The 17,055-nt window shown below is 56.6% G+C and carries 18 protein-coding genes and 1 other annotated feature; all 18 genes read left to right on the top strand.

The genetic code is table 11. The features are described from left to right. Entirely contained in the window at window positions 1-1,380 is a 1,380-nt protein-coding gene (gene murC, locus GYN08_RS19755; protein ID WP_166278090.1) for a UDP-N-acetylmuramate--L-alanine ligase, read from the top strand. A gap of 352 nt (window positions 1,381-1,732) precedes the next feature. Then, complete coding sequence (locus GYN08_RS19750) at window positions 1,733-2,353, top strand: Maf family protein (RefSeq protein ID WP_166278087.1); 621 nt, start codon at window positions 1,733-1,735, stop codon at window positions 2,351-2,353. Window positions 2,354-2,455: 102 nt separating this feature from the next. Continuing rightward, complete coding sequence (radC, locus tag GYN08_RS19745) at window positions 2,456-3,148, top strand: RadC family protein (protein WP_166278387.1); 693 nt, start codon at window positions 2,456-2,458, stop codon at window positions 3,146-3,148. A 116-nt stretch (window positions 3,149-3,264) separates the two neighbouring features. Then, complete coding sequence (locus GYN08_RS19740) at window positions 3,265-4,296, top strand: rod shape-determining protein (protein WP_166278084.1); 1,032 nt, start codon at window positions 3,265-3,267, stop codon at window positions 4,294-4,296. Between the two features lie 43 nt (window positions 4,297-4,339). Then, window positions 4,340-5,245 carry a rod shape-determining protein MreC gene (gene mreC / locus GYN08_RS19735; RefSeq protein WP_166278081.1) on the top strand — a complete coding sequence of 302 codons (906 nt, stop codon included), beginning with the start codon at window positions 4,340-4,342 and terminating at the stop codon, window positions 5,243-5,245. Beyond that, window positions 5,242-5,772, top strand: a complete 531-nt coding sequence (gene mreD, locus GYN08_RS19730) for a rod shape-determining protein MreD (RefSeq protein WP_166278078.1) — start codon at window positions 5,242-5,244, stop codon at window positions 5,770-5,772. The genes mreC and mreD overlap by 4 nt, the downstream gene beginning before the upstream one ends. A gap of 84 nt (window positions 5,773-5,856) precedes the next feature. After that, the gene (minC, locus tag GYN08_RS19725) at window positions 5,857-6,543 is read left to right on the top strand and encodes a septum site-determining protein MinC (protein WP_166278073.1); all 687 of its coding nucleotides are present in this window, start codon (window positions 5,857-5,859) and stop codon (window positions 6,541-6,543) included. A 3-nt stretch (window positions 6,544-6,546) separates the two neighbouring features. Beyond that, window positions 6,547-7,344 carry a septum site-determining protein MinD gene (gene minD / locus GYN08_RS19720; RefSeq protein WP_166278070.1) on the top strand — a complete coding sequence of 266 codons (798 nt, stop codon included), beginning with the start codon at window positions 6,547-6,549 and terminating at the stop codon, window positions 7,342-7,344. Window positions 7,345-7,512: 168 nt separating this feature from the next. After that, window positions 7,513-8,751 carry an Rne/Rng family ribonuclease gene (locus tag GYN08_RS19715; RefSeq protein WP_166278067.1) on the top strand — a complete coding sequence of 413 codons (1,239 nt, stop codon included), beginning with the start codon at window positions 7,513-7,515 and terminating at the stop codon, window positions 8,749-8,751. 65 nt (window positions 8,752-8,816) lie between these two features. After that, window positions 8,817-8,901, top strand: a sequence feature (ribosomal protein L21 leader region). Between the two features lie 13 nt (window positions 8,902-8,914). Next, on the top strand, window positions 8,915-9,226 hold the full coding sequence (rplU, locus tag GYN08_RS19710; protein WP_166278064.1) for a 50S ribosomal protein L21: 312 nt from the start codon (window positions 8,915-8,917) through the stop codon (window positions 9,224-9,226). 14 nt (window positions 9,227-9,240) lie between these two features. Further along, window positions 9,241-9,573, top strand: coding sequence for a ribosomal-processing cysteine protease Prp (locus tag GYN08_RS19705; RefSeq protein WP_166278061.1), 333 nt, complete (start codon window positions 9,241-9,243; stop codon window positions 9,571-9,573). A gap of 22 nt (window positions 9,574-9,595) precedes the next feature. Continuing rightward, window positions 9,596-9,907, top strand: coding sequence for a 50S ribosomal protein L27 (gene rpmA, locus GYN08_RS19700; protein ID WP_018977229.1), 312 nt, complete (start codon window positions 9,596-9,598; stop codon window positions 9,905-9,907). Window positions 9,908-10,369: 462 nt separating this feature from the next. Further along, on the top strand, window positions 10,370-10,924 hold the full coding sequence (locus GYN08_RS19695) for a Spo0B domain-containing protein (RefSeq protein ID WP_166278058.1): 555 nt from the start codon (window positions 10,370-10,372) through the stop codon (window positions 10,922-10,924). Between the two features lie 108 nt (window positions 10,925-11,032). Further along, a complete protein-coding gene (obgE, locus tag GYN08_RS19690) occupies window positions 11,033-12,343 on the top strand; it encodes a GTPase ObgE (RefSeq protein ID WP_166278055.1) in 1,311 nt (436 codons plus the stop codon). A gap of 476 nt (window positions 12,344-12,819) precedes the next feature. Beyond that, complete coding sequence (locus GYN08_RS19685; RefSeq protein ID WP_166278052.1) at window positions 12,820-13,257, top strand: ACT domain-containing protein; 438 nt, start codon at window positions 12,820-12,822, stop codon at window positions 13,255-13,257. Window positions 13,258-13,353: 96 nt separating this feature from the next. Further along, window positions 13,354-14,646 carry a homoserine dehydrogenase gene (locus GYN08_RS19680; RefSeq protein ID WP_166278049.1) on the top strand — a complete coding sequence of 431 codons (1,293 nt, stop codon included), beginning with the start codon at window positions 13,354-13,356 and terminating at the stop codon, window positions 14,644-14,646. Between the two features lie 32 nt (window positions 14,647-14,678). Continuing rightward, window positions 14,679-15,653, top strand: a complete 975-nt coding sequence (gene thrB, locus GYN08_RS19675) for a homoserine kinase (RefSeq protein ID WP_166278047.1) — start codon at window positions 14,679-14,681, stop codon at window positions 15,651-15,653. Next, entirely contained in the window at window positions 15,650-16,537 is an 888-nt protein-coding gene (gene pheA / locus GYN08_RS19670; protein WP_166278044.1) for a prephenate dehydratase, read from the top strand. Before thrB ends, pheA begins: the two co-directional genes overlap by 4 nt. The last annotated feature ends 518 nt before the right edge of the window (window positions 16,538-17,055 follow it).

The raw sequence follows: 17,055 nt of genomic DNA, 5'->3' as shown, positions 1-17,055 counted from the left end.
ATGAAAAAGACAGAACACATCCATTTCATCGGCATCGGCGGTTACGGCATGAGCGCGATCGCCCGGGTACTGCTGGAAATGGGACATAAAATTACGGGGTCCGACGTGGCCGAACAGGGATTGACGAAAAAGCTTGCCGCGCAGGGCGCGGAGATTCATTACGGACATAAAGCGGAGTACGTGGAGGGAGCCGACGTCGTCGTGTATTCCACGGCGCTGCCGGAAGATAACGTGGAGAGAGTGGAAGCGCAGCGGCTCGGCATTCCGACGCTGCACCGCTCGCAGATGCTGGCGCGTCTGCTGAACGAGCGCAAAGGGATTGCCGTTGCGGGAGCGCACGGGAAAACGACCACTTCGTCGATGACCGCGCTGGCGATGGAAGAATGCGGCGCCGATCCGACCTACATCATCGGCGGCGAAATCGTCGGTCTCGGCACGAACGCCAAAGCCGGCAAAAGCGAATTCGTCGTGGCGGAAGCCGACGAGAGCGACGGCACGTTCCTGCAATACCATCCGTACATCAGCATCGTGACCAATATCGAAGCGGACCATCTGGAGAATTACGACGGCAGCTTCGAGAAGATCAAGGAAGCGTACGTGCAGTTCCTGAACCAGACGCGCGAAGACGGCTATGCGATCGTCTGCGCCGACGACGAGAACCTGCGCGAGCTGATGCCTCGGCTGACCTGCGGGCTCGTTACATACGGGATGGGGGAAGACGCCGATTACCGGATCTCGGACATCGAGCTGGGCGACCGGCGCGCTTCGTTCACCGTGAGCGCGGAAGGCCGGGAGCTGGGGCGAGTGGAGCTGTTCGTGCCGGGCAAGTACAACGTCTACAATGCGACGGCGGCTCTCATCGCCTGCATGAAGGCCGGCATTCCGTTTGCGGAAGCCGCAGCCGGGCTGTCGAAGTTCCACGGCGCGAAGCGCCGCTTCCAGGTGCTGGCCGACGCAGCCGGCGTGCTGGTGGTGGACGATTACGCGCATCATCCGACGGAGATCGAAGCGACGCTGCGCGCGGCGAAATCGACGGGCAAACGGATTATCGCAGTGTTCCAGCCGCAGCGCTATACGCGGACCTTTTTCCTGATGGATGCGTTCAGCCGGGCGTTCGCCGACGCCGACGAAGCGATCATCGTCGACATCTACTCGCCGGCGGGCGAGCAGCCGATCGAAGGCGTGCATTCGTCGTCGCTGACCGATCTGATCAGACAGAACAGCAGCCCGAACGCGCGCTACCTGGCCACGAAGGAAGAAGTGCTGGCAGATCTGACCGGACGTCTCAAGGACGGCGACCTCGTGATCACGATGGGAGCGGGCGATATCTGGAAAGTGTCGCATGCGCTCGCCGAAGATTGGAAGAGCAGGGCGATATAATCGGCCGCCTGCGGGCCTTTGTTCGACCGATCGGTTTGAAGCCGCTTCGAGACCGCTGCTGCGGCCCGGAGCGGCTTTTTCCGTCTTCGTCCCCAGCCGCCAAGCGATTTAAGTTTGTGTTGCCGCCGATTAGCACGTATAATAATGTTTGTTCAAAATGCCTTTTGGCATACAATAGAGATCCGGAGCTGCGCTTCTGTTTGGCCGAAGGCTTGCCGCAGCTGTTTTCCGGTTGTGGAGCGGACCGAGGATCGGTTCGTCGCGCGGACGTCCAAGCCGTCCCGAAGTACCGGTGGAGCGAGAGGCGAATCCGCGGCATCGATCTTACCGGCAAAAAGGAGCTTTCTCCATTTTGAACCATTCATCGAACGACAGAAAAACACGTCAAATCATACTCGCTTCCTCCTCTCCGAGAAGACGCGAACTGCTGGCCTCGCTCGGAGCGGACTTTACCGTAGAGCCGAGCGGCGCTTCCGAAGAGGTGCCGGGCGATTGGACGCCCGAGCGGATCGTCGAGGATCTTGCGCTCCGCAAAGCCGAGTGGGTGATGGAACGCCGTGCCCGCTCCGAAGGAGTGATCGTCGGCAGCGACACGATCGTCGTGCTGGACGGCGCCGTATTGGGCAAGCCCAAGGACGCGGCCGACGCGGTTCGGATGCTGAGTCTGCTGAGCGGGCGCGAACATCGGGTGTACACCGGTGCCGCCTGCATCGACGCGGCAAGCGGAAGAGCCGAAGTGTCGCACCGGTTTACGAACGTGCGAATGAAAGAATTGAGCGAACGGCGAATTGAGGATTATGTGAAAAGCGGAGAGCCGATGGACAAGGCTGGCGCTTATGCGATACAAGGTCTCGGAGCACTGCTCGTCGAGTCGATCGAAGGCGATTATTTTACGGTGGTGGGTCTGCCTCTGGCTTTGCTGGGCGAAATGCTCGAAGGCTTCGGCGTAAACTTGCTCCCGTCCAACCCCTGAGGTTCCGTATTTCGGCTGCCCTGCGGCAGGATTACATAATTGGAGTCCGCTTGAAACACGCATGAGTACCCGTTTGCGGAGACCCGCGAAATGAGGAGAATCATGGAGTCTCATCTTACCCGTCTGCTGCGCGACCTGCCGAGCGAAGAGCGGCCCAGAGAGCGTATGCTGCAGTACGGCGCCGGCGCGCTGAGCCATTCCGAACTGCTCGCCATTCTTCTTCGGACGGGCGTGCGCGGCGAGTCGGCCGTACAGGTTGCCCAGCGCGTGCTGGGCGAGGCCGGCAGTCTTAAGGGACTGGCCGACCTCAGCGTATCGGAGCTGACCAAGATCAAGGGAGTAGGGCCTGCGAAGGCCGTTCAGTTGAAGGCCGGGATCGAACTCGGGCTTCGTTTGTCGCGCAAAAGCTTCGGAGAAAAAGTGGTCGTCCGCAGCCCGAGGGATGCGTACGAAGCGGTTCGGGAGCAGTTGGATCGTTTGCGCAAGGAACATTTCGTCTGCCTGTTTTTGAACACGAAAAATCATATCATCGGTCAAGAAACGCTTTCGGTCGGAAGCCTCAACGCCTCGATCGTGCATCCCCGCGAGGTATTTCGTGCCGCGATCAAATGGAGCAGCGCTTCGATCGTATGCGCCCATAACCATCCGAGCGGCGATCCGGCTCCGAGCCCGGAAGACATCGCATTGACCAAAAGGCTTGCCGAAGCGGGCCGGATCGTCGGCATCGACGTGCTCGACCATATCGTCGTGGGCGACGATACCTACGTCAGCCTCAAAGAGCAGGGCCTGATGTGAATTTTCCGTCCATATTCGGACGGACTTATTGCGCACGGGCGGCAAACGGTACATTCAACGACAATCAATCGGACGCATAATAGCGAATTCAGAATGAGAAAGGGAGTTAAACGAAAATGATGGGCAATAAGGATCTGGGAATCGACTTGGGAACGGCAAACACGCTGGTATACGTACGAGGCAAAGGAATCGTGGTCAGAGAACCGTCCGTCGTGGCGCTCCGCACCGATACGAAGACCATCGAAGCGGTCGGCGAAGACGCGAAAAAAATGATCGGACGCACGCCGGGCAACATCCGCGCCATCCGTCCGATGAAAGACGGCGTCATCGCCGATTTCGACACGACGGCGACGATGATCAAGTACTTCATCAACCAGGCGCAGAAGAAGCGTTCCATGTTCCAACGTCATCCGAACGTGATGGTCTGCGTGCCGTCCGGCATTACGGCCGTCGAACAGCGCGCGGTGGAAGACGCGACGAAGCAGGCGGGAGCGCGCGAAGCGTATACGATCGAAGAGCCGTTCGCGGCGGCGATCGGCGCGGATCTGCCGGTCTGGGAGCCGACGGGCAGCATGGTCGTCGACATCGGCGGAGGCACGACGGAAGTGGCGGTGATTTCCCTCGGCGGTATCGTAACGGCCCGTTCGGTCCGTGTGGCGGGCGACGAAATGGACGAATCCATCATTCAATACGTGAAACGCCAGTATAACCTCATGATCGGCGAACGTACGGCAGAAATGCTGAAGATGGAGATCGGTTCCGCCATTCAGCTCGAAACGCCGGAAACGATCGAAATCCGCGGCCGCGACCTTGTTACGGGACTGCCGAAGACGATCTCCATCACTTCGCACGAAATTACCGAGGCTCTGGCCGATACGGTAAGCGCCATTGTCGAAGCGGTCAAAGTCACGCTCGAAAAATGCCCGCCTGAACTGGCGGCCGACATCATGGACCGCGGGATCGTCCTGACGGGCGGCGGCGCGCTGCTGCGCAACCTGGACAAGCTGCTCGCCGGCGAGACCGGCATGCCGGTCATCGTGGCCGAAAATCCGCTGGACTGCGTCGCGATCGGCACCGGCCGCGCCCTGGACAATATCCATTTGTTCAAAGCGCGCGGCAACGGTTCGGGCCGTTCGAAGCGCGGCTGATCGGCGGCGGTCATGAATATGAACAATTCAGCAAGGTTAGAGGGTGTTCAAACTGTTTAGAGTGCTCGGGAATCGCAAGCTGTTCATTCTGCTGATCGTCCTCGTGCTGTTTATCGCCCTGATGGGCGTGACGCTCGGCGACCGGGTCGGGTTGACCTGGCCCGAGAAGTTCGTGAAGGATACGGTCGGCTTTACGCAGCGCATCGTCAACAAACCGGCGGCCGCGGTATCGGGATTTTTTGGAGATATTTCGGAGCTTAACGGCGTTTATAAGGAAAACGACAGACTCAGGGTCGAAGTCGCTCAGCTTAAGCGCGACTTAATCAATTACAATCAGCTGAAGGCCGACGTGCAGGGATTGCAGGACGGACTGAACTTCACCAAAAATCAGGTGGATAAAGCATCCAAACATTACCGTTTCGCTCAGGTCATTTCCGTGAACGAGGACGTCAATAACCCGACCGTCAACATCGACGTCGGATCGCGGGACGGAGTGGAAGTCGGCATGGCCGTCACCAGCATCGACGGCATGGTCGGCATTATCAGCACGACGACCGATTATACGTCGACGATTCAACTGATCACGTCTTTGAGCCTGACTTCGCCCGACAGCTACGCCATCTCGGCAACGGCGACGGGAAAACCGGGAACGTTCGGTATCGTGGAAAGTTATGACGTCAAAGAGAAACGTCTTCTCATGACGGGAATCAAGAACGACGATCCGAAAAAAATGATCAAGGTGGGAGACACGATCGTGACTTCCGGCAGCGGCGGGGTATTCCCGGCGGGAATCGTATTGGGCAAAGTCATGGATACCAAACCGAGTGACTTCGGCTTGACCACGACCGCCAAAATCCGTCCGACGGCCAACTTCGTCGAATGGAAGGAACTCTTCGTCGTCATTCCGGGTCAGGATCCGAATGCGGCCGCGGGAGAAGGTACGCCATGACGTGGCGCAAACAGATTCTCGTTCTGCTGCTGTTCGTCCTGTTCCTGTTCCAGGGCAGCGTGCTGCCCTGGTTCCTGCCGAATTCTTGGCTTCCTCATTTGATGCCGAACCTGGTGTTCGTATGCATTCTGTTCGTTGCCGTATACCGTCACCGTTATGCGGCGATGGTTCTCGGCGTCGTATTCGGCATGCTGCACGACGTCGTGTATTACGGCGCGATGCTCGGTCCGTATTCGTTCACGATGGGTTTTACCGCCTATCTGCTGGGCCTCGTGTTCCAACTTCCGAAGGCGCCGCTGCCGGTGCTGCTGACCGTCGTCATGCTCGGCAGCTTCATGCTGGACAGCATGCTGTTCGGCATTTATACGGTATTCAATTTCAACGAGCAAACCTATGATTGGGCGCTCATCCAGTACATCATTCCCGATCTGCTGTTCCGGCTGGTATTTGCCTTGATCGTATACGTGCCGATTCGGCGCCAGTTCGACAAGATGCCGCTGCGCCCGAAAAAAGACAGGAAAGAATAGGCGCACCGGCAACTTTTATGCGATCCGTGCAGGAGAAAGGGCCCTTCGTCTCGAAAAGATTCAGTCGAAGGGGGAGCGGGGGAGATGTCCATCAAGCGCAATCTCATTACAATCAAGGGAATTAAGGACGGCCTCGTGTTCCGGCTTGACGAGCGATGCGATCTCGAGGAACTGCTGGCCGAACTTCGGGACATGCTTGAGAACAGCCATCAGGCGATTCTCAGCGGCCCGCTTGTTTCGATCGACGTACGATTCGGAGAACGCGATCTTTCGGACGAGCAAAAACTGCAAATTTTGGACGTGCTGCGAAGCAAGCGCAATCTGCTGGTTCGATCGATCGAAGGTTCCAAATCGGCCGAACTGCGCGAAAACGCGGTGCTGCGCACGCCGGTTACGACAATGAGCGGCATGGTCCGTTCCGGGCAGGTGCTCAGACACGACGGGAACCTGCTGTTTTTGGGGGACGTCAACCCGGGCGGTTCCATCGTATGCACCGGGGATATCTATATTCTGGGAGCGCTGCGCGGAATGGCTCATGCCGGTTCGGAAGGCAGCGAACACGCGATCGTCGGAGCTTCGTATTTGGCGCCGACGCAGCTGCGGATCGCCGAGGTCATCAGCCGACCGCCCGACAACGATGAGGAGAGCAGCGCTCATCCGCACGAAACGCAGATGGAGTTTGCCTACCTGAAAGACGGGCAGATGCAGATCGACAAAATGGCGAATATCGCCCGGCTGCGCCGGGATCTGAATGTGTTCAAAGGAGTGTAGAGGATGGGAGAGGCTATAGTCGTCACTTCGGGAAAAGGCGGCGTCGGCAAAACGACGACCACGGCCAATATCGGAACGGCGCTGGCGCTGCTCGGCAAAAAGGTCTGCCTGGTCGATACGGATATCGGCCTGCGCAACCTGGATGTCGTCATGGGACTGGAGAACCGTATTATTTACGATATTTGCGATGTGGCCGACGGACGCTGCCGCCTTCACCAGGCGCTGGTCAAAGATAAACGCTTCGAAGAGCTGTACATGCTTCCGGCCGCGCAGACCAAAGACAAAAACGCCGTGTCGCCGGATCAGATCCGCGATATCATTCTCGAATTGAAGAGCGAATTTCAATACGTGCTGATCGACTGCCCTGCGGGAATCGAACAGGGATTCAAAAACGCGATCGCCGGCGCGGATCAAGCGATCGTCGTGACGACGCCGGAAAACGCCGCCGTGCGCGACGCCGATCGGGTCATCGGTTTGTTGGAAGGGTCGCATGTCACTTCGCCCAAGCTGGTCGTAAACCGGATTCGGCCGAACATGGTCAAAGCCGGCGAGATGCTCGACGTGGACGAAGTGCTGCAGGTGCTCAACATCGACCTGCTCGGCATCGTGCCGGACGACGAGATGGTCATCAAGGCCGCCAATACAGGCGAGCCGACCGTCATGAATCCGGATTCCCGGGCGTCGATCGCCTACCGGAACATCGCCCGGCGCATTCAGGGAGATACCGTTCCGCTGATGCAGCTGGACGAAAAGAAAGGCCGCTTCAATTTGTTCAAGAAAATTTTCGGAGTGGGCAGGTAACGCCCGACTTTTACGGAGAAGACCCTTGCCTTGCGGCGGAGGGTCTTCTTTGCGAAGCGGCAGGCAAGCGAAACTTTTGCGCGCCGGACCGCGTCTAGTGAGATAAGAGCGTACCGGCCATGCCGCGGCGTGGCGATGAGCGAAAAAATGCAGGGCAAGAGGTGACGAATGAAACAGCTGGTTGTGCATCACGAATCGGAATGGACCCAGACGGCGCTGCTCGAAAACGGGCGGCTGATCGAATTCGCGGCGGAGCGCGTATGCGAACACGGAACGGCCGGAAGTTTTTACAAAGGCCGGATCGTCAATGTACTGCCGGGGATGCAAGCTGCATTTGTGGATATCGGCTTGAAAAAAAACGCTTTTTTATATATAGACGATATGCTTCCCGCCCATCTGGATAAGCAGCCGAAATCGAAACCTTCGATCGAGCAGCTTGCCCGCAGAGGGCAGCAGCTGCTTGTTCAAGTTACGAAAGAACCGCTCGGCGGGAAAGGAGCCCGGGTCACGACGCATTATTCGCTTCCGGGCCGCTACATCGTTTTCATGCCCGAAGCGGATTACGTCGCGGTATCCAAAAAAGTGGAGCCCGAGACGGAACGCGTAAGACTCAAATCGCTCGGCGAACATCTTCGCCGTTCCGGCGAGGGAATGATTCTGCGCACGGTGGCGGGCGGGCAGGACGACGCAACGCTGGGCGAGGATTTGGCCCGGCTCCGCCGGCAGTGGGAATCGATCCGCGAGTCGGCCGAGAAAGCGGAAGCTCCGCGGGAACTGTATCGAGATCTTGATTTGGCAGAACGGATGGTCCGCGATGTGTTCGATCCCGGAACGGACGAGCTGATTATGGACGACGCCTTGCAGCGGGAGAAAGTGTGCGCGTACTTGGAACGGATGATGCCCGGCGTGCAGCCGCGTGTGTCGATGTATCGCGAAGAGGCGCCTTTGTTCGACGCTTATCCGGTGGAGCATCAGCTGCACCGGGACTTCGGACGTAAAATCTGGCTTCCCGGCGGAGGTTATCTCGTGTGGGATCAGACCGAAGCTCTCACCGTGGTGGATGTCAATACGGGTAAATTCACGGGTACCGGGGACAGCCTCGAGAAGACGGTCACGCAGACGAATCTGGAGGCCGCGGAAGAAATTGCGCGGCTGCTTCGGCTGCGGGACGTCGGCGGCATCGTAATCGTAGACTTTATCGATATGCAGGAAGAAGGCAACCGGACGCGCGTGCTCCAATGTTTGGAGGAAAGGCTGGCCAAGGATCGTACGCAATCGCATATCGTCGGCTGGACGAAGCTTGGACTGCTCGAAATGACGCGTAAAAAGGTGCGCGAGAGCGGAGCGGGACTTTTTCACGAAGTTTGCGGAGCATGCGGGGGAACGGGCCGAATTACGCTCCGATGAACCGTTGACTTTTAGAAAAAGAGATGTTAAGATACATTGGTATGTGTGCCGGTGTACTCACCTTGCACATGCTGCAACCGCACAGGCCGGGTCCAAGTGATTCCTGCCAAGCAGGTGATCCACCCGAACCAGGCGAGTCTGAGACATGAGGAGGTGCAAGAAGATGTACGCAATTATCGAGACAGGCGGTAAGCAGTACAAAGTCCAAGAGGGCGACGTACTGTTCATCGAGAAGCTGAATGCCGGCGACGGCGAAAGCGTGACGTTCGACCGTGTCCTGGCCGTTTCCAAAGAGGACGGACTGGCAATCGGTGCCCCGGTAGTATCCGGCGCAACCGTAACGGCGAAAGTCGAAAAACACGGTAAAGGCCAAAAGGTTGTTGTATACAAATACAAACCGAAAAAGAACTACCACAAGAAACAAGGCCATCGCCAACCGTACACTAAGGTAACGATCGAAAAAATCCAGGCATAATTGAGGGTGATAACTTGGTTATCGTCCAAATCGTAAGATCGCCGGACGGAAAGATCACGGGGTTTAAGGTCCAGGGTCATGCGGGTTACGCCAATCGCGGTGAAGACATCGTCTGTTCCGCCATTTCGGCCATTACGGTCGGAACGGTGAACTCGGTCGAGGTACTTACCGGGACGGTGATGAAGACCCGGATGAAGAACGGTTTTCTAAGCGGAACTCTTCCGCCGATCGAATCGGACGAACTCAAAGCCCAAGCCGAGCTGATTCTCGAGTCGATGGTGGTTATGCTGGGAACAATCGAGACTTCGTACCGTGAATATATTCGGGTTGACCAGGTTACAAAATAAGTAAAGAAGGAGGTAGACCACCATGTTGAAATTGGATCTCCAATTATTCGCTTCCAAAAAAGGTGTAGGTTCGACGAAGAACGGACGTGACAGCCACTCGAAACGTCTTGGCGCCAAGCGTGCCGACGGTCAGGCTGTACGCGGCGGCGGAATCATTTTCCGTCAGCGCGGCACGAAGATTCACCCGGGAACGAACGTAGGTATCGGCAAAGACGACACTTTGTTTGCACTGATCGACGGCGTCGTGAAATTCGAACGTCTGGGTCGTGACCGCAAAAAAGTCAGCGTCTACCCGGTGCAAGTTGCTGACGTAGCAGCTTCCGTAGAGGCCTAAGACCTAACGGGTAATCAAGAAGCCTTCGGTATTCGTACCGAAGGTCTTTTTTTGTTGACGGCGCTTAGGAGAAGGCTGAAAACGATCCGTTCATGACCGACGCGGCTTGGAATTTTGCCGGATTCTGGGTATACTCAAATTTAGCGAATCCATGGCGTATCCCTTGTGCCAGAAGGCTTTTTCGGATGAACAAGCAAATTGGGACATGTTAGGAACGACAAATTCGCCATTTGTTATAAGCTGTGCGAGACGAACTTTGATTATGATCAGAAACGGAGAGAGCCGATGAGAAGGTGGATGGACTTATCTTTAATAATGCCGCTGTCTGCCGCAGTTCCTTTGGTTCTGGCCTGGATTTTTCCGCGAACCCTGACGTTCGTTCTGCTAACGGTTTGGCTTGCCGCCGTATTCCTGTTGCTGTCCGGACGGGAAAGACGGCGGAGGCAGCGGGAACTTCAGCAGTTGAGACAATCGATGCAAAGCTTTTTTCTCGATGTTCTCAGTCACCAACGGCATGATTGGATGAACGATCTCCAGCTGATTTTCGGCTATGCCAAAATGGGAAAGACGGATCGGATCGAAGAGATTGTGGAACGGGTCAGCGGCGATGTGCACAAGGAAAGCCGGATCGCAAAGCTGGGGCTGCCCGAGCTGGTCTTCTACTTGATGACGGCCAAAGCGGAAAGCCGGGAGATCGCCCTGCATGTCAAAGCGGACGAAGAACTGCGGTATGCCGGAAGCCTGACCTCCGATGAGGAAGAAAGTCTGATTCGCGCCGTGCGTGTGGGAATGTCGGCCTATCGCTATTCGGGACTTGCGGGAAAAGCTGCGGAACCGGCGCTGCGAATCGTCTTCGGCGAAGAGGACGGGGAAGCGACTTTGTTCATCGAGCCTGAACATGATCCCGAGGCGGCTCCCGTGCTGCACCGGGCAGTCGAAGAAGCGCTTCAATCTTGTGCGCTGCGGGCGGAAGCCGCGGACGGAGGAACGCTGATCCGCTGGAAGCTTCCCGTTTAAGTGCCTATCCCGAAATAAAGAAACAGAGCGCAAAGTCCCCTTCAACCGGTTTCCTTCGCGACGACGGATTGTTTCGGGAAAGGCGCTAAATTTAGAAGAGGTGAACCCATGTTTGTAGATAAAGCGAAAATTTATGTAAAAGGCGGAGACGGAGGCGATGGCCTCGTTTCGTTCCGACGTGAAAAATATGTGCCGAACGGCGGTCCTGCCGGAGGCGACGGCGGTAAAGGCGGAGACGTGATCTTCCGCGTGGACGAAGGTCTGCGCACGCTGATGGATTTCCGATACCAGCGCCACTTCAAGGCGCAGCGCGGCGAAAAAGGACGCAACAAGAGCCAGCACGGCGCGAATGCCGAGAGCATGGTCGTTCGCATTCCGCCGGGTACGCTGATCATCGACGACGATACGCAAGAAGTATTGGCGGACATGACCCGCAACGGTCAGCAGATCGTGATCGCCCGCGGCGGACGCGGGGGACGGGGCAACATCCGTTTTGCGACGCCGAACAACCCGGCTCCCGAGCTGGCGGAACACGGCGAAGAAGGCCAGGAGCGGTATATCGTGCTCGAGTTGAAAGTTATGGCGGATGTCGGACTGGTCGGTTTCCCGAGCGTCGGCAAGTCGACGCTGCTGTCCGTCGTATCGGGCGCGACGCCGAAGATCGGAGCTTACCATTTCACGACCATTACGCCGAACCTGGGCGTAGTCGGCGTCGGGGAAGGCCGCAGCTTCGTCATGGCCGATCTTCCGGGATTGATCGAAGGCGCGCATGAAGGCGTGGGCCTCGGTCACGAATTCCTGCGCCACGTCGAACGCACGCGGGTCATTATCCACGTCGTGGATATGTCCGGCTCCGAAGGACGGGATCCGTTCGAGGACTGGGTGAAGATCAACGAAGAGATCAAGCTGTACAATGCGGAGCTCGAGAAGCGTCCGCAGATTGTCGCCGCGAATAAAATGGACATGCCGGAATCCGAGGAGAATCTGCGCATCTTCAAAGAAAAGGTGGCCGAAGTCAATCCGGACATCGAGATCATGCCGATCTCCTCTTTGACCCGTCAAGGCGTGCAGGAATTGATGTACCGCGCGGCCGACGTGCTGGATTCCATTCCGGAAGCTCCCGCTATCGCGGAAACGGCCGAACAGACCGAACGCAAAGTGTACCGCGCGGAGCAGGTCGAGGACGAAGGCTTTACGATTCGCCGGGAAAACGAAATGTTTGTCGTCGAAAGCGTCAAGATCGAGCGCATGATGAAGCGGATGCAGCTGAATACGCACGACGCGATTCTGAAGCTGGCCCGCACGCTGCGTCATATGGGCGTCGACGAGGAGCTGCGCAAGCGCGGCGCCAAAGACGGCACGATCGTGCGCATCGCCGATTTCGAATTCGAGTTTGTCGAGGGCAGCAGTTATTATTAAGAGGGGGCGGGCGAGCGGTTTGCGCTTGTCGCTCCGGTTGTTTTCCTCTGCGGACTCCGGTAGAGTCCGGCAGTAGAAGGAAAGCCAAAAGTCGCTCCAATCGCAAACCGCTCGCCGGGGAGGTGTAGGGGAAAGCCCCTCGCCTTCTTCCCGGCTCGGAGATTGGGGCGGCTTCTTTTTTGCAAAAGAAGCGGACGGTACAGGGAAGGATCGCAGGCGCCGGCCTAACGAACGGCTGTGCGATGGAAAAGGATCGCAGGCGCCGGTCTAACGAACCGGCTGTGCGATGAAAAGCGGATGCGTGTTTCTACGAGGTAGAAGCATTCATCCGCTTTTTTTTGTATGGAAGAGGAGCAGGAGTTTCTGCAAATTTACGCGGTGTGTAACTTTTTTGCTGTAAAGGGTTGACGCTGAGTCGGTTTCTTCGATATAATGTCCGCTATATGAAAACAGCAGTCTTTAAGGAGAGGACTTTTATGAAAGAGCGTTATTATTTGGCCCGGGAAGACATTTTGCCCGAGGCAATATTGAAAACTTTGCACGTTAAGGAACTGCTGGCGGGAGGCCAAGCCAAGACGGTCAACGAAGCGGTAGCGATCGCGGGCATCAGCCGAAGCGCTTTTTACAAGTATAAGGACGGCATCCATCAGGTCAATCAGTTGGATCGCGAAAGACTGGTAACGCTGTCGCTGCTGCTGGAACACCGGGCGGGCATTTTGTTCAAAGTGTTGGGGTTGATCGCGGAAAGCGGAGGCAACGTGCTGACCATCAACCAAAGCATCCCGCTGCAGGGGACCGCGAATGTGGTATTATCGGTAGAAACGTCGAGATTGACCGAAGAATTAAGCGGATTGACGGCGTCGCTGGAGTCGGTAGCGGGCGTCAGCAGAGTAGTCGTCATCGGACAGGGTTAGGACGGCAGAGCGAATTGTTGAAATCGGAACGGGCAGCGGATGCGGCAATACGATTGCCATAGCAAGGACTGCACAGGGACGGGGAGGAAATTGCACGTGAGTAACAAGCCGGTAAAAGTAGGACTGCTCGGTCTGGGGACGGTAGGCACGGGCGTCGTACGGATCGTGGACATGCACCAGGAAGACTTGAGCGGACAGGTAGGCTCGCCGATCGTGATCGAAAAAATTTCCGTCAAGGACCGGGAGAAATCGCGAAACATTCCGATTGATCCGTCCAGATTGACCGACGACCCTTGGGAGGTCATTCGCGATCCCGAGATCGACGTCATCGTGGAGGTAATGGGAGGGGTCGAGCAGACCCGGACTTACGTTCTCGAAGCGTTGGCACAGGGCAAGCATATCGTCACGGCGAACAAAGACCTGATGGCGCTGTACGGCACGGAAATTCTGGCAAAAGCGCAGGAAATGAAGTGCGACGTTTTTTACGAAGCGAGCGTAGCCGGCGGCATTCCGATTATTCGCACGCTGATCGAAGGGTTCTCTTCCGATCGGATCACGAAGATTATGGGGATCGTTAACGGGACGACCAACTATATGCTGACCAAAATGAGCAAAGAGGGCGTCACGTACGTGGATGTGTTAAAAGAAGCGCAGCAGCTCGGATATGCCGAGTCGGACCCGACTTCGGACGTTGAGGGACTGGATGCGGCGCGCAAAATGACGATTCTCGGCACGCTCGGCTTCCGCACGAACGTCGAATTGGCCGATGTGCAGGTTAAGGGAATTGCCGGAGTCAGCCAAGCCGACATCGCTTACGCCAAAAATCTCGGTTACGAGATCAAGCTGCTCGGCATCGCCGACCGCGACGAAGACGCGATCTCGATCAGCGTGCAGCCGACAATGGTCAAATCTTCGCATCCGATCGCATCGGTAAACGGCGTATTCAATGCGGTGTATGTCTACGGGGAAGCCGTGGGAGAAACGATGTTCTACGGGGCCGGAGCGGGCGAAATGCCGACGGCGACCTCGGTCGTGGCCGACTTGGTGTCGGTTATCAAAAATTTGCGTCTGGGCGTCAACGGCCTGAAGCAAATCGCCCCGCATAAACCGAAAAAGCTTAAAAGCGACGCGGAGATCCAGTTCAAAAATTTCATTCTGCTGCATGTGGACGATAAAGCCGGCGTTCTGGCGCGGATCACGCAGATTTTCACCGAATACGAAGTCAGCCTTGCTTCCGTCGTCCAGCAGCCGAACGAGCTGAACCCGAATGCGGAGATCGTGATCGTCACGCACAAGGCCAGCAAGGAAAGCATCGACAAAGTATTGAATCGGTTCGAGGAGCTGGAAGTCGTTCGTCGGGTCGTCAGCGTATATCGGGTAGAGGGATAAGCGGGATACGAAGCGGAAGGAGCAGGAACATCATGATAAACGAAAACGCCGGATCGGTGCGCGTCCGCGTGCCGGCGAGTACGGCCAATCTGGGACCGGGATTTGATACGCTCGGCATGTCGCTGTCCCTGTACATCTGGGTCGAGATGCGCCGCGCGGAACGGACAACGGTACATTTTGCGGGAGAAGGTTTCGAAGGCATTCCTGCGGACAAGAGGAACTTGATTTACAAAGTAGCCCAACTCGTTTTCGAAGAGGCGGGCGAAAGCGTGCCGGAGTTGGAGATCGGCATGCGTTCCGATATTCCGCTGACTCGCGGCTTGGGAAGCAGCGCCTCGGCGATTATCGCCGGAATGGCCGCCGCCAACGCGCTGATCGGCTCTCCGTTATCCAAAGAGCGGCTGTTTGATCTGGCGACGGGTCTCGAGCGCCACCCCGACAATGTAGGCGCGTCGTTGTTCGGCGGAATCATTGCGGCTGCCTGGGACGGCGAGCGTGCGGATTACGTTCGGATCGAACCGCCGCAAGCTTTGAAGGTGCTGGTGCTTATTCCTGAATTTGAGTTGGCGACGTCCGAAGCTCGGGCGGTCCTGCCGCAGCAGCTGAGCATACAGGACGCGGTGTATAATATCAGCCGCTCTTCGCTGCTGACGGCGGCGCTCTTCTCGGGTCGGTTGGATCTGCTCGCTTCTGCCATGAGGGACAGGCTGCATCAACCTTATCGTGCAGCGCTTGTACCGGGCATGGAAAAGATTCTTGAACAGGCATCGGATCACGGAGCTCTTGGTGCGGCCCTCAGCGGAGCGGGTCCGACGCTGCTCGCATTCGTCGATCGGAACGGAGGAAGGCACGGAGAACTCGAAACTTTTATGCAAAGCGTCATGCGGGAACACGGAATCGAAGCGCGCGCATTGTGGCTTGAGCCGGATTTGGAAGGCGCCGTTTGCGAGACCGGCAGCCGCTCCGATCTCTTTCCGGAATTGATCAAAGGAGAAATTTCGTCATGAAACGTATTGCACTGCTTCCCGCCGGTTCGGTGTCCCATGAAGCGCTTCTCTATTTGCTGGAAGAAGAGCCGGTCGAGTTGATTCACCATAAGCTGATTTCCGATGTTTTCATGGCTGTCGTCAAAGGAGAAGCCGATTATGCGGTCATTCCGATCGAAAATACGATTGAAGGCTCGGTAAGTCTGCATATGGATTGGCTTGTCAATGAAGTGGACGTTCCCATGCGCGCCGAGTGGGTGTATCCTTCGATTCAGAATTTGGTAGGCCGGCGCGAAGAATTCGAGGGCGAAGACGGAACGATCGACTTTGCGAAAATCGTCAAAGTGCTCTCCCACCCGGTCGCCATTGCGCAGTGCCGAACTTTTATTGCCGAGCATTTGCCTCAAGCGGAGCTGGAAAACGCGGGCAGCACCGCCGAAGGCGCGGCTCAAGCCGCAGCTCACCCGGGGAGCGGGTGGGCTGCGTTTTCGACGCGCTTGGGAGCACGGCGTTACGGGCTGGACATCTTGGCCGAACGCGTAACGGATCATGATAACAATTACACCCGCTTTGTGCTGATCGGACCTGACGAGCTTCGTTTGGACAAGAGCGGCGAACACGATAAGACGAGTATGCAGGTGATTCTCCCTGAAGACTACGCCGGCGCATTGCATCAAGTGCTGTCTGCGTTCGCTTGGAGACGGTTGAACTTGTCGCGTATCGAATCCCGTCCGACGAAGAAAAAGCTGGGCAATTACTATTTTTACATCGATGTCCTCGAACGCGCCGACTCCATTCTTCTGCAGGCGGCGGTAGAAGAGATCGCTGCCCTCGGCTGCCAGGTGCGGATTTTGGGTTCTTACCCTTGCTTCGCTTACGGGCAGGAAAAGCCTGAAGCGCAGTAAGGAAGAAGCCGAGTCGAAATAGCCTTGAATAAAGCGGAATGTTTGAAGAAGGGGGAGCGGCTGGTCGCTTTTCTTTCTTCTTTTTGTTATAGAAACGAAGAAGGGGACGGGAAAGGAACTGGATTGGGCTGGAAAAACACGCGCATATGTGCGAATATGTTGCATTGCATAAAAAAACTTGGCATAGGGGTTGAAATACAGACGAATCCGAGGTATACTAAAAGTCCAGTCGAGCTGCGGCGGAACTGGAAAGTTCGTTATTAGAATGCGGGCAGGAATCGAGATCTACGAAAGCTTCGCAAGAAGCCGAAAAAAGATTTCAAAAAAGGCTTGCAAAACGAAAACGAACATGCTAATATATAAGAGTTGCTGCTGCGGGCGAATGAGCGAGCGGCGGAAACGAAAGATACACGGTTTGCTCCTTGAAAACTGAACAGTAAGTGAGTCAGGAACGAAAACCGCTGACCCCTCCGGGCAAAGCGATTTGAGTTCCCGCGACAAGCGACAAGGTCTTTGAA

This window comes from Saccharibacillus alkalitolerans (genome assembly GCF_011090185.1).
GTDB classification, from domain to species: domain Bacteria; phylum Bacillota; class Bacilli; order Paenibacillales; family Paenibacillaceae; genus Saccharibacillus; species Saccharibacillus alkalitolerans.
The sequence above is the reverse complement of the archived record's forward strand: the minus strand, read 5'-3'. Positions and strand labels throughout refer to the sequence as shown.

Excerpts from the sequence above, each read along its gene's own strand:
- murC (WP_166278090.1), top strand. The coding sequence starts at position 1 with ATGAAAAAGACAGAACACATCCATTTCATCGGCATCGGCGGTTACGGC.
- radC (WP_166278387.1), top strand. The coding sequence starts at position 2,456 with ATGGAGTCTCATCTTACCCGTCTGCTGCGCGACCTGCCGAGCGAAGAG.
- GYN08_RS19740 (WP_166278084.1), top strand. The coding sequence starts at position 3,265 with ATGATGGGCAATAAGGATCTGGGAATCGACTTGGGAACGGCAAACACG.
- mreD (WP_166278078.1), top strand. The coding sequence starts at position 5,242 with ATGACGTGGCGCAAACAGATTCTCGTTCTGCTGCTGTTCGTCCTGTTC.
- minC (WP_166278073.1), top strand. The coding sequence starts at position 5,857 with ATGTCCATCAAGCGCAATCTCATTACAATCAAGGGAATTAAGGACGGC.
- minD (WP_166278070.1), top strand. The coding sequence starts at position 6,547 with ATGGGAGAGGCTATAGTCGTCACTTCGGGAAAAGGCGGCGTCGGCAAA.
- GYN08_RS19715 (WP_166278067.1), top strand. The coding sequence starts at position 7,513 with ATGAAACAGCTGGTTGTGCATCACGAATCGGAATGGACCCAGACGGCG.
- rplU (WP_166278064.1), top strand. The coding sequence starts at position 8,915 with ATGTACGCAATTATCGAGACAGGCGGTAAGCAGTACAAAGTCCAAGAG.
- rpmA (WP_018977229.1), top strand. The coding sequence starts at position 9,596 with ATGTTGAAATTGGATCTCCAATTATTCGCTTCCAAAAAAGGTGTAGGT.
- obgE (WP_166278055.1), top strand. The coding sequence starts at position 11,033 with ATGTTTGTAGATAAAGCGAAAATTTATGTAAAAGGCGGAGACGGAGGC.
- GYN08_RS19685 (WP_166278052.1), top strand. The coding sequence starts at position 12,820 with ATGAAAGAGCGTTATTATTTGGCCCGGGAAGACATTTTGCCCGAGGCA.
- thrB (WP_166278047.1), top strand. The coding sequence starts at position 14,679 with ATGATAAACGAAAACGCCGGATCGGTGCGCGTCCGCGTGCCGGCGAGT.
- pheA (WP_166278044.1), top strand. The coding sequence starts at position 15,650 with ATGAAACGTATTGCACTGCTTCCCGCCGGTTCGGTGTCCCATGAAGCG.